This is a genomic window from Campylobacter suis (genome assembly GCF_905120475.1).
GTDB lineage: Bacteria > Campylobacterota > Campylobacteria > Campylobacterales > Campylobacteraceae > Campylobacter_A > Campylobacter_A suis.
In genome coordinates, this window is record NZ_CAJHOE010000008.1 from 1 (window position 1) to 15885 (window position 15885).

General features: G+C 37.6%; 14 protein-coding genes and 1 pseudogene. 9 read left to right on the forward strand and 6 right to left on the reverse strand.

The genetic code is table 11. From position 1 onward, the window contains the following. A partial coding sequence (locus tag LQV35_RS08585) for a hypothetical protein (protein ID WP_230057469.1) occupies positions 1–694 on the forward strand: 694 nt, incomplete at its 5' end. A 316-nt stretch (positions 695–1010) separates the two neighbouring features. On the opposite strand, the gene LQV35_RS08590 is transcribed toward LQV35_RS08585, so the two are convergent. Further along, complete coding sequence (locus tag LQV35_RS08590; protein WP_230057470.1) at positions 1011–1349, reverse strand: hypothetical protein; 339 nt, start codon at positions 1347–1349, stop codon at positions 1011–1013. Between the two features lie 679 nt (positions 1350–2028). Beyond that, entirely contained in the window at positions 2029–2529 is a 501-nt protein-coding gene (locus LQV35_RS08595) for a tyrosine-type recombinase/integrase (protein WP_268250105.1), read from the reverse strand. Between the two features lie 146 nt (positions 2530–2675). Between LQV35_RS08595 and LQV35_RS08600 the strand changes: the two genes are divergently transcribed. Further along, entirely contained in the window at positions 2676–3527 is an 852-nt protein-coding gene (locus tag LQV35_RS08600; protein WP_230057472.1) for a LysR family transcriptional regulator, read from the forward strand. 23 nt (positions 3528–3550) lie between these two features. On the opposite strand, the gene sdhE is transcribed toward LQV35_RS08600, so the two are convergent. From sdhE to LQV35_RS08620, 4 genes are all read right to left on the reverse strand, one after another. Then, a complete protein-coding gene (gene sdhE / locus LQV35_RS08605; RefSeq protein WP_230057473.1) occupies positions 3551–4414 on the reverse strand; it encodes an 8-methylmenaquinol:fumarate reductase membrane anchor subunit in 864 nt (287 codons plus the stop codon). Then, positions 4411–5385 carry an 8-methylmenaquinol:fumarate reductase iron-sulfur subunit gene (sdhB, locus tag LQV35_RS08610; RefSeq protein WP_230057474.1) on the reverse strand — a complete coding sequence of 325 codons (975 nt, stop codon included), beginning with the start codon at positions 5383–5385 and terminating at the stop codon, positions 4411–4413. The genes sdhE and sdhB overlap by 4 nt, the downstream gene beginning before the upstream one ends. Positions 5386–5395: 10 nt before the next feature. Then, positions 5396–7243: an 8-methylmenaquinol:fumarate reductase flavoprotein subunit gene (gene sdhA / locus LQV35_RS08615; protein ID WP_230057475.1), complete on the reverse strand. Its 1848-nt coding sequence runs from the start codon at positions 7241–7243 to the stop codon at positions 5396–5398. A gap of 343 nt (positions 7244–7586) precedes the next feature. Further along, positions 7587–9431 (reverse strand): aryl-sulfate sulfotransferase, encoded by a 1845-nt coding sequence (locus LQV35_RS08620; RefSeq protein WP_230057476.1) that lies wholly within the window; start codon positions 9429–9431, stop codon positions 7587–7589. A 98-nt stretch (positions 9432–9529) separates the two neighbouring features. On the opposite strand from LQV35_RS08620, the gene LQV35_RS08625 reads away from it, so the two are divergent. From LQV35_RS08625 to LQV35_RS08655, 7 genes and pseudogenes are all read left to right on the forward strand, one after another. After that, the gene (locus LQV35_RS08625) at positions 9530–10141 is read left to right on the forward strand and encodes a cache domain-containing protein (protein WP_230057477.1); all 612 of its coding nucleotides are present in this window, start codon (positions 9530–9532) and stop codon (positions 10139–10141) included. A gap of 5 nt (positions 10142–10146) precedes the next feature. Beyond that, positions 10147–11166 carry an ATP-binding protein gene (locus LQV35_RS08630; RefSeq protein ID WP_230057478.1) on the forward strand — a complete coding sequence of 340 codons (1020 nt, stop codon included), beginning with the start codon at positions 10147–10149 and terminating at the stop codon, positions 11164–11166. Continuing rightward, entirely contained in the window at positions 11159–11842 is a 684-nt protein-coding gene (locus tag LQV35_RS08635; RefSeq protein ID WP_230057479.1) for a response regulator transcription factor, read from the forward strand. Before LQV35_RS08630 ends, LQV35_RS08635 begins: the two co-directional genes overlap by 8 nt. A gap of 235 nt (positions 11843–12077) precedes the next feature. Beyond that, positions 12078–12650, forward strand: a complete 573-nt coding sequence (locus LQV35_RS08640) for a hypothetical protein (RefSeq protein ID WP_230057480.1) — start codon at positions 12078–12080, stop codon at positions 12648–12650. A 21-nt stretch (positions 12651–12671) separates the two neighbouring features. Further along, positions 12672–15108: pseudogene (locus LQV35_RS08645) on the forward strand (molybdopterin-dependent oxidoreductase). Positions 15109–15309: 201 nt separating this feature from the next. Further along, positions 15310–15663, forward strand: a complete 354-nt coding sequence (locus LQV35_RS08650) for an ArsR/SmtB family transcription factor (RefSeq protein WP_230057481.1) — start codon at positions 15310–15312, stop codon at positions 15661–15663. Between the two features lie 3 nt (positions 15664–15666). Next, entirely contained in the window at positions 15667–15885 is a 219-nt protein-coding gene (locus LQV35_RS08655) for a cation transporter (protein ID WP_230057482.1), read from the forward strand.

Genomic DNA, 15885 nt, shown 5'->3' on the forward strand with positions numbered 1-15885 from the left:
TGTCGTTGATAACTGGATAAATTCTGGCGCTAAAATAGACCTTGGAAATGGCAACAATAAACTATCTGTTGGAACAAACATAGATAGCGCAACTGTAATAGCTGGTGATGGCAATGATGTTGTGAACGTCAATGATTGGGTAAGAGCTGCTTCAAATATAGACCTTGGTGATGGCAATGATACGCTAAATATAGGAAATGGAGTTTATAATAGTACTATAAATATGGGTGCTGGTAATGATACATTAAACATCAAAGATGCTATTGATAGAACTAGCATAAATCTTGGCGATGGAGATGATACTATCATTATAGAAAAAGGCGGAGTTATAGGCAGTACTGAAGATGAAGGTGCGATCGATGGTGGAAGCGGATACGATAAACTCGTTTTATCTAATCCAGAATCAAGCATAAATTTAACTCATTTAGCATTCCATGCAAACAATATCGAAGAAGTAGATGTGTCTGGTGGCACAAATGCTACGACTATCAATGTTAAACTAGCCGATGTTATTAACTTAACAGATGAGAATAATAAGTTAAGAATAACAGGTGATGCAAATGACAAGGTTGATTTTAAAGATAGTGGTTGGGAAAAAGTCGCAACTACGGATGATGGCTATGATGCATATACAAATTCTAGTAATTCTAGTGTAACTATCGAGATAAAACAAGGCATAGATGTAGATTTATAGTAGCACATGTAAAAGGGCGTGGGGGAGGGTTAACTTCCCTTGCATAATTTTGCTTTTGTAAAATAATACAAACTATAGCCTATATAAATTTTTACTTTGAGCGAACCTAAGCAAACTTTACACAGCCGTTATTTATATTCCCACTTCGGATTATAAATGGCTGTGTATTGTTTTGTTTGGGTCAAATAGCACTTAAAATTTCTTTTATATCACTGTATCTAATATCTTTGATATCCATTTTGCCAAATGCTGGTAAAAAATATTGTTTATGTCTGCAAGCAACCTTTGATAAATAGCTCTCTTTTTTACCATTTTTTCATTTATGCTCTATGATTTTGTAAAAAAGATTTTCATAGATATAAGCGTCCTTTTTCTTGCCTCTTAACTCATCTATATTTTGTTTTCCGCTATTTAGTTTTTTTAGTATTTGCATGGTTTTTGTTTGCGCTATTGCTACCGTAAAAATACTTTCTTGCCTTTCGCCTATTTTTATAAATTTGCTATCAAATTTAAGGCTAAAAGTTTTTGTGCCTTTTGGATTTATAAAAATATAAAACTCTTTGGGGTTATTAACTACTTTTTTATATTGTCTGAGTTGTGGTATAAGATTTTTAATATCTTTATCTTGTATAGTTATTGTTGCGATATTTTCCACTTTGCTCACTTTTGGATAATTTTTGGAGCAATACCGACTTAATTAAATTTACTGCTCTAATTTCTGACCTTAATTCATCTGAATTAAGATTAATTGAAGCATATGAAAAAGCAATTAAAAGTAATTAAATATTGCTCCCAGCTTCGCAAACAAGGGAAATTAAAGTAAATTAAGGGTATTAATTAGAACTGAAAGTAACTTAAAATTAACTTAAATAGTGGTTAGAGGCAGAATCCGTCAATGTAGGCATTTACTAACATAAGTCAGACCCCTTTTTCAAGGGGTCGTTGATAGCCGTAGCTACCAAGTTGCTTGATATCGATTTTACCAAAATAAACTTAAAAATAGTTTTATTCATAATTTTGTCCATTTTTTGATATATTGTATATAAAATAGCCTTAAACTCCACCTACCTTTACTTATGCTGTCTCTCAGCTATCTGACATTAGCTTTGCATATAGCAGCCATAGTTAGTGTCTGAGCAACTCATTGACTTTTTATGTTAAGTATTGGGGCACCAACTATACCAATATTGGAAGCAAATGCAACTTAAAATCTTATAGTCATCACACGGTAACCCATCAAATTCTTTGAGCAAATTCTCACCTATAAAATCTATTTTTACATCTACGCCCTTATGATATGGGTGTTATAGCATATTTGATATAAGTTTATTTTTTCACCCATACCTAAGTACCTCCACCACATCCTTTAATATCTTAGGATTTATCTGCTCTCCGTAAGTTTTAGCTGTTATGTTATAAGTTTGTTCGTGTCCAGCTAAGGCTGCGATATGCTCTATTCGTTGATTGGCTTGCAAGAGTTTATTTATAAAGCTATGCCTAAAAGAGTAAAAGGTCTTACTTTTATTACCTTTTGCGATGACTTTATGGTTTATCTTTTTTCTAAAGTATTCTGAGAAGTCTTTATTGTCGCTAAAGAAAATTCTAGCCGCCCTACCATTTTCCTTAGCCTTTTTCTTTCTCATATCGATATGATTAAGAAACCCAATCTCTACAAGCTTACTATGAAGTGGTATAAGTCTAATAGAACTACTTGTTTTTACCTTCTTTTTCTTGCCTAGATTCGTATCAAAGTTTTTGTTAATGTCTATGCAAAGCACCCCATCTATCTCTTTTATATCATCGGTTGTTAGCTGGGTCATCTCCTTTATCCTCATACCAGTATAGGCTGTTTTGTTTGTTTGGTGTGTTTTGGTAAATATATTAAAATTAAAATTATTTTATGCTAAATTTAATAAGCAAAAAATCACTAAGGCATAAGATGAATTTTAGACATATGCAACTTGTTTTAAAAGTGGCTTAAATGCAAAGTTTTACAAAGGCAGCAAATGCACTAAAAGTGCCACAACCATCGCTTTCTCAAAGCATATTTGCACTAGAAAAAGAGCTTGGAGTGACCCTTTTTAACCGCAGCACAAATCCCATCTCACTAACTCACGCAGGTGAAATTTACTTATCAAAAGCAACGCTTATTAGCGACTTGTGTGATGATCTAACAACGCAGATAAAAGAGCTAAGTGCTATGCAAACAGGCAAAATTCGCATAGGCTTTTCACAAAATGGCTACAACATGCTCCCAGATATTTTGCCAAAATTTTGTAAGCGTTTTAGCAGTGCAGACATTAAAATTTCACAACTTTTCTCAACACTAAAGATCAAACAAATGCTTCTTGATGATGAGATCGACATTGGTATGCTGATGCTTCCTATTGATAGTGCGTTGTTAAATTATGAGATAGTAAAAAAGAGCATGGCGTATCTAGCTTTGCCTATTTCACACCCACTTTCGATAAAATTTAAAAGTAAGAATTTGCCAAAAATTTCCATAAAAGAGCTTAAAAATGAGAAATTTATCTTGCCAAAAAGCTCTCAAGAAAGTCGCATTATTTTTAATAAAATTTTTAGCAATGCGGGCTTTGAGCCTGAAATTTTATGCGAAACCGAAACATTTGATATAGCAAATGCTATCGTAGCAAGCGGTGTTGGCGCGTGTTTTAGTATCAGTGAGCTTATAAAAGATGATAAAAGGGATAAGATAAAGCTTTTTGATATAAGTGAGCCAAGCCTTGCAAAAATACTAGCCATAGCCTACAAAAAGGACAAAAAGCTATCTGAGCTTGCAAGTGAGTTTATGAAAATGGCAAAAGAGTGCTAAAAAGCACTCTTAAGCTTAAAAATTTATGAAACTAACTTGGTCGCATCTTGTATATTTAGATCAAGTCCAAGCTCTTCATTGCTTAGTCCAAGAGCAAGACCCACAAGCTGAGAAAGGTGAATGATAGGTTTTCTAACCTTTGAGTTTTGAGCATCTTGATAGCGTTCTTGATAGATGTCAAGTTGCATTTGGCAAAGCGGACAAGGAGTTACGACTACATCAGCACCGTTACTATCGGCATTTCCGACTATCTGAGATGACATTTTTTGCACTGATGTTACAGCTGGATAGCTCGCGTGAAAACCGCAGCAGTCAAGCCTTTTTTCAAATGGCACTATCGTTGCACCAAGTGCGCTAACCACGGCTTCAAAACTTTTTGGATTAGTTGAGCTTTCTTTTACTAGCTCTTTTTCAGGGCGAAGTGAGTGACAGCCGTAAAAAAGCGCTACTTTTAGAGCTGATAGTGGCTTAGTTACCTTTGCTTTTAGAGTGTCTAAATTTTGATAAAGCACCCAAAGTAGACTTGTTATCTCAGTTGTGCCGTTATACTGCATCTTGCCTTCGGCTAGAAATTTATTGATATGCTCTTTTGCGCCTTTATCAAGGGTGTTTTTAGCTTTTGTTAGTGTTAGCATACAAGTTGAGCAAGTCGTAAGTAGCGGCATATTCATGCCTTCTGCTAAGGCTATATTTCTAGCATTTGCAACTAAACTAGCCATAGGATCTACGCATTGTGCCTGAGTAGCACCACAGCAGCTCCAGCCCTTTATCTCATGCAAAGTTATGCCAAGTATCGGAGCTATGGCTTCTAGGCTCATTTTTGACTCTTTTGCAGCCTGGCTTAAAACACAGCCCGGGAAAAATGCAAATTCTTTTGTGTTACTCATTTCATCGCTCCTTGTTTTTCAGCTTTTCTTGCAGCCTCTATCATCTTAACTAGCTCATCATGACCCTCTATCTTATCTCCGCCAAAAATGTGAAGTGGATTCATCTTGCCAGCCATCATTAAATTTGCTGCTATATCCATTTTGCCCATATTTTTGATAACACCTTCGCTTCTAAGTGCTAGTTTTATCTCATTGAGCCTTCCATCGCCCTCTACCATATCAAGTAAAAATGCCTCAGCATGTCCTGGACCTTCGCCTTCATTTAGCCCGCTTCTCATAGCCATAACACGCAAATTTGATATATCGCTAAATGAGCTTATGCCTTTTGGACAGCGATCAGCACACTCCTGGCAATGCACGCAGTTCCAAAGTCTGTTTGTCACCGATGGTTTTACATGTATCATAGCGTCTTTGCTTCTTGAATCAGCTGCCGCCCTATAAGCGTGAGTAAAGACAAATGGCTGCATATAATCGCTTTGATCAGCTTCTAGCTTTGAGCACTCAGACGCACAGCAACCGCACAAAATGCAGTCCCATTGTTTGCTTATGCGATCAAACTCGGCTTGAGTTTGCTTACAACCTTTTTCTTTTGAAAATTCACTTTTTGCTGTTATGCTAGGCTTAATCTTGCGTAAATTTTCAATGCTTGGCTCCCAATCCACAACCAAATCAGAAATCACTTTGAAATTTCCAAGTGGAGAGATCCTTAAAATTTCAGGATTTTCATACTCTTTAAGTAGCTCCTCCATCTTTGTATCACAGGCAAGATAAGAGTGCCCATTTACTCTAACCGCACACGCACCGCAAATCGCCGAACGGCAAGAGGCTGTGAAATTTAGAGTTATATCTTTTGTTTGTTTTATGTGTAGCAAAACTGTCAGTAGTGTTTTGCCAACCAACTCATCTTTTGATAACTCAAATGTTGATTCGTATTTTTTTGTGCCATTAAATCTATCTATTATTATTTTCATCTTATTGTCCTTATGCTGGTTTTTTACCATCAAGTGAGAATATACCCGTTACAACCTCTTTGTAGCTAAGCTCTGGCTTGCCATCTTTTAGCGTTACAATGCTATGTTTTAAGAAATTCTCATCATCTCTTTTTGGATAGTCTTCCCTTGTGTGAGCTCCGCGGCTTTCTAGTCGTCTTTGTGCCGCTAGGCAAGCACACCTTGAAAGAAGTATGAGATTGCCAAGTTCTACATAGTCGGTAAAGGCTGTATTCATAACCGCATTTGTATCTGGAATGCGTATGTTTTCATATTTTGTTTGGATTGTTTCTAAATTTCTTGATAGCTCATCAAGTTTTTCTTGTGTTCTAAAAATTCCCATCAAATCCCAGTTGTTTCGTCCAAGCTCTTCACGCAAGGCATACATATCGTTTGCACTTCCCTCTCCGTTTGCGATTTGTTTGAATTTATCTTGCCATTTTTTTGCTAGCTCGGCAGTTTTTTCTCCATTTGTAAAGCCACTAACTTCTTTTGCATAATCCCCAGCACCCTTTCCTGCCAAATCTCCTGTAACAACAGCGTCAGTAAGAGAATTTCCGCCAAGACGATTTGCACCATGAAGAGATACACAAGAGGCTTCACCACCTACAAATATACCAGCTATTTTTGTGCTTATATTGTCAAATTTTGCAACCTCTATGCCACCCATAGAGTAGTGTGCTGTTGGGCGGATAGGCACTGGTGTATCAACTAGGTCTATATTTTGAAAAAGCATTGCAGTGTGGCGAATTTTTGGCAAAGCTTTTAAAATTTTCTCTTTGCCAAGATGACGAACATCGCAAAGAACATACGAGCTAAGACCCTCGCCATATCCTCTTCCTTCTCTGATCTCAGTTTCTATGGCGCGAGCAACCACATCGCGTGGAGCTAACTCCATCTTTTCGTGGTAGTTTTTCATAAAACGCTCGCCTTTGTTATTTAGCAAATACCCACCCTCTCCGCGTGCAGCTTCTGTGATGAGAGAGCCTCCGTTTTGAACGCCTGTTGGGTGAAATTGAAGTATTTCTGGATCTTCAAATCCAAGTCCAGCCCTAAGAGCTGCTGCTATGCCATCACCAGTGGCTATAAATGGCGTAGAAGTTCTGTTGTAAAAAATTCTCGTATATCCGCCAGTGGCTATAACTAACGACTTGCAAAGCACTGGGTAAATTTCGCCAGTTTGGATATTGCGAAGCACTACGCCTTCGGCTTTGCCTTCATTGACGCCGATTTCAAGTAATTCGTGATCCATTAAAAACTTAACCCCATTTGTGATAGCATCATCAAGACAGGCGTGCATTAGGATATGACCTGTTTTATCGGCTGAAAAGTTACAGCGCTTTTTACTAGCACCACCCATAAATCTAAAATTTATATCTCCGCTATCTTTTCTTGAAAAGAGCATTCCGTTAAAATCAAGCTCATGCACAACCTTGCCTGCTATTTCGCAAAACTTAACAACAGTATCTTGATCGCAAAGATATGCACCGCCTTTAACGGTATCATAAGCATGAAGTTTAAAGCTATCGCCTTGTGAAAAATCAGTAACTGCGTTTATCCCGCCCTCTGCCATACAGGTTGCGTTTCGTGATGGCATCATCTTAGTAGCGACCACAACGCTTAAATTTGGATTTTCTTTACGCACAGCAGTTGCAGCCCTTAGCCCAGCTCCCCCCGAGCCGATAACTAGGACATCTACGCTTGGCAAGCCCTGTTTATTGCCACTGTTTTTTACATCATTTGCCAGTGCATTGGTAACACCCCCGCTAAGACTAAGAGCACCCACGCCAATACAGGCAGTTTGCAAAAAATCTCGCCTGTTGAAATTTTCTTCGCTCATTTTCTTTCCTTTCAAAAAAAGATAATTTTTGTCTTAATTCTTTTATATTTCTTAATTTAAAAGATTAACTATGAAATATTATTGCAATTTTTAATATAAGTTAAATATTATTTTATATATTAACTGATAATAAAAATATTATAATATCTGTTTTTTAGGGATTGTTCTAGTCTGTATTTAATAAAATATGAAAATAAAATAATATACGCTAGTGTAAGTTGAGTTGAATTTGACCATGTTTTAATCAAAAGTATTTTGTAAATTTTAGAAATTTTTAGTATGGATATGATGAAGGGTTTGCACCTGTTATGTTAGATGCAAACCCAAAAGTGCAGATGAAATATTATTTTTCAAATGCTGTTTGGAAATTTATAGGGAATGACTGATACGCAGAGCCAGTTCCAAAAAACTGAATTTGAACGCTTGGTTCAGTTGCTCCCCACTTAAACTCATCTATCTCTGGTCTTGGAGAGCCGATCATTTTGCCCCCAGAAAGGTTGTATTGCATGCCAGCTGTGGCTGAATAAACCATGATAGAGTCTTTGTCGTCTTGGTATTCAGTTAGTGATGTGATAGGACTATACCACTCTGAGCCACGATTTTTGCCGTATTCCCAAATTTGCTCAACCGTCATTTTCTTCTCGTCGATTTTATAGATAACACCGCGAGAATACTTCATGCTAGCAAGTGCAGGCTGTTCAAAGCCACGGCTATCACCATTATCAAACACCGCTAGATATGTAAGATCTTTTTTGCTCTTGCTATCGATCACAAATGCTGTATGCTGAGTATATGTCCAGTCAAAACCACCTTTATCGCTCATATAGCCAGGGCATTTTGTGTATTCGTCCTCGCAAACGATTTTGTTGCCTTTGCTATCAACTGGTTGAAGCAGTTTGTCTTTAAATTTACCTTTCCAGCCTTTGTGTGCGCCAAGTATCCACTTAACTTCTTTATCTCGTCCGATCTTAATTGCCGCATTTTGATGGCGACTTGAAATAACGATACTATCATCATTTGCATCATAATCAACGCTATTTACATGCACCCAGTTTCTGCCAGGTCCTGTGCCTGCGATATCTCCAAATGCTGAGCTCTCATCCATTTTTGCTAGATCTTCTGCACTAAGTGTTTGTCCAGCATGCTTTTCATCGACATTAAGGCATACCGCGCCTTGGTCAAGAACCTTTATAACATCGCTTCTATATGGATCAAGTATATCAAATAATCTCCACTCATCTACAACCTTACCAGATGGATCAACCTCTATGATAACATCACGAACTGTTCGGACATTTTTATCATCTGGGCGTTTGTAGTTAGAACTTGCCACGCGAAGCAAGTAGTTTCCGTTTTTCATATTGTCCATTGAGTGTGAAAAGTCTTGATAGCCAAGAGGTAGTTGGCGGTTAAAAATTTCACGACCCATAAAGTCATACTTGACATATCTTTGACCAAAGCCCCAGCTTAAAGCGCCATCGCTATTTTGCCTAAAGCCCATCATGATGCCAGTGTTAAAAATGTTATTGTATTCAAGTAGTTTATCTGCATTTATATACCATCTAATTTCACCCTGAGTATCAACAACAAAGGCATTTGATAGGTAGTTCCATTCAGCAGCACCGCCTGTTGGGTTGTTCCAAACATAGGCTGAGTTTCTGCCAGCAGCTTTGCCAACGACATTATTTACAAGATACATTCTATCTTTAAACTCAGGATCAACCTTATGCACCTTTACTTCACTGTAAGGACCAGCGCTTCTTCCAGTGCTTATCTGAGAGTATGGAGAGGTGTAAATTTTATAAGACTCTTTTATTTGCTCTTTTTTGCCGTTATGAACGCGAGTATATTCAACATCTACGGTGTTATTGTAATTAGCATAAAGTCCTACAACTGGTATCCCGCCATATGTTCTAAGGTTTTGTATACCAACCTTATAGCTTAAAGCTACGCCGCCTTTTTTAGGCTGAATGGTAACTTTTGCATTCTCTATCACATATCCGCCATCCATAATAACAGCAGATAAAGGACTAAGCCCGTAAGGATCCATGTGAACTCCACCAAGCTTACCCGCAACTGGATAATCAAGTGCCGCTCCACTTGGTCCGCCAAGAGCTAAAGCAGAAGTAGTACCAACACTCAAAAGTGTGCCCGCAACTAATACAGAAGTTAAAAATTTAGACTTCATTTTTTCTCCTTTGTAAGATATGTTTTATGAAATTGTATGCTATACTTTTGCCTAACATTTGGCTTTAAGCTTAAATAAACATTAAAAAAAGGATTTGTTTGAATTTTCAAAGGTATGGCAGTAATGTTAAAATTTATATCATTATCTTTTTAGCAACGATTTTTGTTGCCATACTTGGAGTTAATGCTTATCATAGCGCAAGGGTTAATTTATTAGAACTATCAAACGCAAACAAAGTAACGACAGCAAATAATATGCTAAGCCTTTTTACGCTGTGGATTGATGAGAGGATTAACACTTTAAAAAGAGCTAGTAAATTTATAGAACAAACAAACTCAAATGATGAGATAGTTAAGCTCTTAACGCATTTGCTAAATAACTCTCCTGAGTTTGACACCATACAGCGGCTAAATACCGATCGCGAGCTGTGGATAAATAACGCTTGGATGCCAATAGATGCCAAAAACTACCCAAGAGAGGGCTTACTTTGGTATGTTCTTACAAAAGATAGGCTTGAGCCTACCGTTCATTTTACGCCAAAACATCATGTTTTAAAGCAAGAAACGCTGAATTTTTGTGTGCCAAATTTTAAAAATGGCAAATTTGTTGCTGTTGTTTGTGGTATTGTTAAGTTGCAAAATATATTTGAAAAGATCGCAGATTTTAAATTGCCATCAAATTTTTACTCATTTATCATAACTAAATACTAACTCCGATGAGTGATTTAGCTTTAAAAAATGATATAGAACACACCATCGAAGAGATGTTTTTAACGAGTGAAGTAAAAAATACCATACAAATGGGCTCAAATTTCATCTCACTTTCTGAAATCAAACACCTAAACTGGTTTGTGGGCGTTGGTGCAAATAATAAAAAAGAAACAAGCGAGCTACTAAATCAAATCGGGCAAAATTCCATCATGGTGCTTTTTGGCTTTTTGGGTCTTGCGTTGCTTGCAAATTTTTTACACAATATCGCTTATTCACGCCTAAATATGCAAAAGCACGCATATGAAGTCTTGCTTACTCATAAAGCTAGGATGGGCGAAATCGGAGAGCTTATAAGCGGGATAAATCATCAGTTTATCCAGCCTGTAAATTCACTAAAACTTATTTTAAGCTCGCTTATTATCTCTCGTAAAAACAATGTTTTAGATAATGACCAACTTGATATCATGCTAAAAGATGGACAAAAATCGATAGATTTATTAAGCCATACGATCGATGTTTTTAGAAATTTTTATAAAACTAGCGAGGTCGCAAGTAGATTTTGTATAAATAAAAGCATAGAAAATTTACTAACGCTTATGCACATAGAACTTAGCCGTTCAAATGTCAGTGTAAGTATGCGTAATTGCGAGCAAAGAGATGTTTTTCAGATTGAAAACATAATCCAGCAAATTTTACTCATACTGCTTCACAACGCCAAAGACGCACTTGTTGAAAAGTATAAAACGGAGTTTTTAAAGAGAGAAATTTTTATAGATATTGGCTTTGAAGATGGTATTTGTAATATCGATATAAGCGAATTTGGCTGTGGTATAAGCCCGCAACTAGCTAAGAAAATTTTTCAAGCTCCAAAAACAACTAAAAAATTTGGTAACGGGATAGGGCTTTACTTTGGTAAAAAACTGGCAAATCAAAAGATAAATGGGGATATTAAGCTATTAAGCATAGCAGATCCAACCACTTTTAGGCTCTGTTTTGATATAAATTTAAAGGAACAAAATGTCTGAAAAAGCACTGAAATTATTAAACGATGTATCGATTTTGATAGCAGAAGATGATGAGATCGCCATTAATGTTATAAAAAATTCACTAAAACCTCACTGCAAAGCCTTGCACTGTGCAAAAGATGGAATGCAAGCACTTGAGCTGTTTAATAAATTTAATGCAGACATTATAATGACAGATATTCATATGCCTATTATGAATGGATTTGACATGATGAAGGCGGTTCTTAAGCTAAAACCGCATCAAAAATTCCTTGTCTTTACGAGTTTTGATAGCGATGATAACCTAATAAAAAGCCTAGAACAAGGCGCAATGATGTTTTTAAAAAAGCCTATTGATATGCAAGAACTTTATCGTGCGCTAATCACACTAAATTTTCGCTCAAAACCACAGCTTATAGCACTTACGCAAAGTGTAAGCATTGACTTGCAAAAAGAGCGTATTTATAAGGATGGAGTGGAGGTTTATCTAAGTTTTTTACAAAATAAATTTTTTTGGCTACTTGCTTATAATCTAAACAATTTAGTTACTTATGAGATGGTTGAGGAGTTTGTTTACGAGTATGAACTTGTAAATAAAAATGCAATACAAAAGCTTGTTTATCGCCTAAAAATAGAGCTTGGAGTGGAGATAAAAAATATTTTTGAGAGCGGGTATATCATGACAAACGAAAGTTAGATTCTTGAAATTAAAATGATATTTTGATTGAGCAATAGCTCATTAAAATCTTATCATAAATTTATCCGCCAGCAAAAACTGGCTTTTATATCGCTATTTTTATTCTAGCTTTTTAGTTCTTGTTTTTGGCTATATAAAAAGCCAAATTTGTTTTTCTTTAACCATCAATACACAAATATAATTTTAAGCAACAATTTTATATTATTTTATTAATAATTCTACTTAAGGAGTTTTTATGAAAATATTTAAGTTTTTCCCCATTTTGCTCTGTTTTGCGCTATGTGCGAATGCAGATTTTATCTCTACAGATACGCCTATTATGCAAAATGGCAAAGAGATTGGCAAAATTTTAGTCCTAACACCAGTTGAAGTTTTAAAAACTAACGCAGATAAAACACTCATAAAGGTAAAAGGCGCAGTTTTGCAAAACTACCTAGGCGCTATGCAAAAGTCAATGAGTAATGCTGAAATTTACATAAATTACAACACTGAAGATACTAAAAATTTCAAAGCTATAAAAGACATCGAAGATGATTACGGCGAGATTTGGCACGAGAGTGAGGGCGAGTATGAAGTTAGCACGAGCGCTATTGCAAAAGATATAAAGGAGTTAAATAAAAAGGCTAGCGAGCTTTATGAGACAAACTGCTCTGCATGCCACCGCTTGCATGAACCAAATGCATTCACAGCGGCGCAGTGGCCAGCAAATTTACAAAGCATGATAGATATCGGATATGTGGCGATCGAGCCTAATTATCTAAGTTTGATAACCAAATTTTTACAACAAAACGCAAAGACGAACGAATAAACTTTTTTAAAGGGAGAAAAGATGAAAAGACGTGATTTTATCAAGTTTTCAGCACTTGGTGCAACAGCGTTAAACGCTAGCAGGATAGAGGGTGTAACCCAAACGATATTTGACAACAAAAAGCTCTTTGGTGCAAATCGTTTTGGTCCATTTTACGCTAACATCAACTCAGGTCAAATAGTCTCAGTCAGTGACTTTGAGGGCGATAAATTTCCAAATACAATGAACTATTCGCTCCCAGATGCCATACAAAATGAAAACCGCGTTTTGTATCCGATGGTGCGTAAAAGCTACCTAAAAGCTGGCAAGCCTAGCAAAAACGAGCTACGCGGCAAAGATGAGTTCGTGCGCGTTAGCTGGGATGTGGCGCTTGATCTTGCAGCGCGTGCACTAAAAAAATTTTGACAAACACGGCGCAGAGGCGATATATGGCGAATGCTACTGGTGGGGCGGTAGCGGTAAGGTAAGCTGGGGCAGAACAGTCGCTCATAGAATGCTAAAAGTGCTTGGCGGATATGTCGAAGAGAGTGGCGACTACTCAACGGGTGCTGGACTTGTCATCATGCCTCACGTGCTTGGAAGTAGCTCGGTTTATGATATGGCGACAAAGTGGGAAGCGGTCATAAAAAATGCGAAAAATGTTGTATTTTGGGCGACAGATCCTATCGTGACAAACCAAATTTCATCTGTCCCACCAACGCATGATGGTTATATAGGTATGCAAGAGCTTAAAAAATCTGGCATAAAAACATACAGCGTAAATGTCATGGCAAACGACACGGCAAGATACTTTGGCTCACAAAATCTCATCATCAACCCAAATACCGATGCTGCGCTAATCATCGCGATGTGCCATTATCTATTTACAAACAACCTTTATGATGCTGAGTTTATCAAAAAATACACAGTCGGCTTTAATAAATTTAAGGATTATTTCCTTGGAACTACCGATAAAGTGGTAAAAGATATAAACTGGGCGAGTAAAATTTGTGGTATCAGTGCGGACGAGATAGCAAAATTTGCCACAACTATCGCAAAAGAGCCAACCACCGTGCTAATCGGTAGAGCGCTTCAAAGAGCAGATCACGGCGAGCAGCCATTCTGGGCGCTTGTGGTGCTAAACGCTATGCTAGGTCACATTGGCAAAGAGGGGCTTGGCTTTGAGTTTAGCCTAGGATACGGCGCAGATGGCGCACTAGATAAGATAGCGCCAGTGCTAAAAGGCATAAGCACCAGAATAGACAGCAAATACGAAGATGTCGATGGCGCACCGTGGAAAACGACTAAAAACATCACTATCCCATCATCTCGCTCTATCGAGGCGCTTGAACATCCTGGCAAAGAGATAGACTATGACGGCGTTAAGATAAAGCTTCCACATATGAGAGTGGCGTATCTTGCTTCAGGATCGATTTTCACGCGTCATCAAGATGTAAATAACATCGTAAAACAGTGGCGTAAATTTGACACTGTAATCACCGCCGAGCCATATTGGACAAGCACCGCAAAACTAAGCGACATCATCCTTCCAGTGGCTATCGAAGTCGAGCGTGATGACATAAACCAAACAGGCCCAACAGGCGAATACATCGTAGCTCACAAAGCACTCATCGAGCCTATGGGCGAAAGTAAGAGTGACTTTTGGATATGCGAGCAAATTTGCAAGCGCTGGGGCAGGGGCGAGGTCTTTAGTGAGGGTAAAAGCGAGCTAGAGTGGTCAAAAGAGTTCTACACCGACGCAGCCGAGCAAGCTAAAAATTTAGGCTATAAAATGCCAAGCTTTGAGGAATTTAGGCAGAAAGGTTTTGTGAGATTTGATAAGGACAACAACGACACGAGATTTTACACTCGTCTCGCGGCTTTTAGAGAAAATCCAAACAAAAACCGCCTAGGCACACCATCTGGCAAGATAGAAATTTACTCTCCAACCATTGCTAAAATGGGCTATGATGACTGCCCAGCGCACCCTACGTGGATAGAGCCAAAAGAGTGGCTAGGCAATGCTAAAAAGTATCCGATACACATCGTAAGCCCGCACTCACGCTATCGCTTGCACTCTCAGCTAAATAACTCTATCATTAGAAATTTTGCTGAAGTTAGCGGAAGAGAGCCAGTGCTAATGCATCCAAATGACGCAAAAGCTCGCGGTCTAAACAGCGGCGACATCGTGCGCGTGTTTAACGATAGGGGTGAAATTCTAGCTGGTGTTTTAGTGACTGACTTGGTTAAAGAAAGTGTCGCCATCATATGCGAGGGCGCGTGGTATGACCCTGAGGTTTGGGGTGAGAAGAGCCTATGCCAGCACGGTTGTGTGAATGTCCTTACATTTGATAAAGGCACATCAAAGCTAGCTCAAAGCAACTCAGCCCACACTGTGCTAGCACAGATAGAGAAATTTAAAGGCGAGATAAAGCCTATCACTGCTTTTTCAAAGCCAAAAATTCTTCAATCTCTTTAATGAAAATAGCCCCTCTTTGGGGCTATTTTGTTTTTATCCTATAGCTTAAAATGCATGATAGATAGTTACAAAAGGTTATATTTTGGCTTTTTAATTGATGTTTGCAAAATTAAAATGTGATTAAGTAGAATTTTATTTATTTTTATTTATACTTTCATTTGAATATATGCTCATATGTAGTTTTTTAAAGAAAGTTTATAAATGCAAAATGATGAAATTTGTGAGATAGATTGCATTCACACTGAAATTTTAACAGCTGTAAAGGCTCAAATGGCTGATGAAGCTAGCCTTGCGGAGCTTGCGGACTTTTTTAAAATTTTTAGCGATCAAACACGGGTTAAAATCATTTGGGCGCTAAGTATTTCTGAGATGTGCGTGTGCGATATAGCCGCACTTCTTAGCATGTCGCACTCATCTATCTCACACCAGCTACGCGTGCTAAAATCAAGCAAAATAGTAAAAAATCGCCGTGATGGCAAGATGGTTTATTACTCGCTTGCAGATGAGCATATATCGCAAATTTTTAAACAAGCTTTAAGCCATATAAAAGAGTAAAAGATGATAAAAAAGTATGAAATTTTAGGTGCATGTTGCGCTGCGTGTGCTGCAAAGATAGAGAGCAAGATCGCCAAGATAGATGGAGTAAATAAGGTCGCTTTAAGCCATGCGATGGGTAAAATTTTGCTTGATTTTGATGAGAGCAGGGCGGATGAAATTTTAGCTCAGGCTCAGGCGCAAATGAGCAAGGTCGAGCCCGGGATGAAAATTTTATTTTAA

Coding starts and splice junctions, on each gene's coding strand:
- LQV35_RS08595 (WP_268250105.1), bottom strand. CDS start 2,529: ATGAGGATAAAGGAGATGACCCAGCTAACAACCGATGATATAAAAGAG.
- LQV35_RS08600 (WP_230057472.1), top strand. CDS start 2,676: ATGCAAAGTTTTACAAAGGCAGCAAATGCACTAAAAGTGCCACAACCA.
- sdhE (WP_230057473.1), bottom strand. CDS start 4,414: ATGAGTAACACAAAAGAATTTGCATTTTTCCCGGGCTGTGTTTTAAGC.
- sdhB (WP_230057474.1), bottom strand. CDS start 5,385: ATGAAAATAATAATAGATAGATTTAATGGCACAAAAAAATACGAATCA.
- sdhA (WP_230057475.1), bottom strand. CDS start 7,243: ATGAGCGAAGAAAATTTCAACAGGCGAGATTTTTTGCAAACTGCCTGT.
- LQV35_RS08620 (WP_230057476.1), bottom strand. CDS start 9,431: ATGAAGTCTAAATTTTTAACTTCTGTATTAGTTGCGGGCACACTTTTG.
- LQV35_RS08630 (WP_230057478.1), top strand. CDS start 10,147: ATGAGTGATTTAGCTTTAAAAAATGATATAGAACACACCATCGAAGAG.
- LQV35_RS08635 (WP_230057479.1), top strand. CDS start 11,159: ATGTCTGAAAAAGCACTGAAATTATTAAACGATGTATCGATTTTGATA.
- LQV35_RS08640 (WP_230057480.1), top strand. CDS start 12,078: ATGAAAATATTTAAGTTTTTCCCCATTTTGCTCTGTTTTGCGCTATGT.
- LQV35_RS08650 (WP_230057481.1), top strand. CDS start 15,310: ATGCAAAATGATGAAATTTGTGAGATAGATTGCATTCACACTGAAATT.
- LQV35_RS08655 (WP_230057482.1), top strand. CDS start 15,667: ATGATAAAAAAGTATGAAATTTTAGGTGCATGTTGCGCTGCGTGTGCT.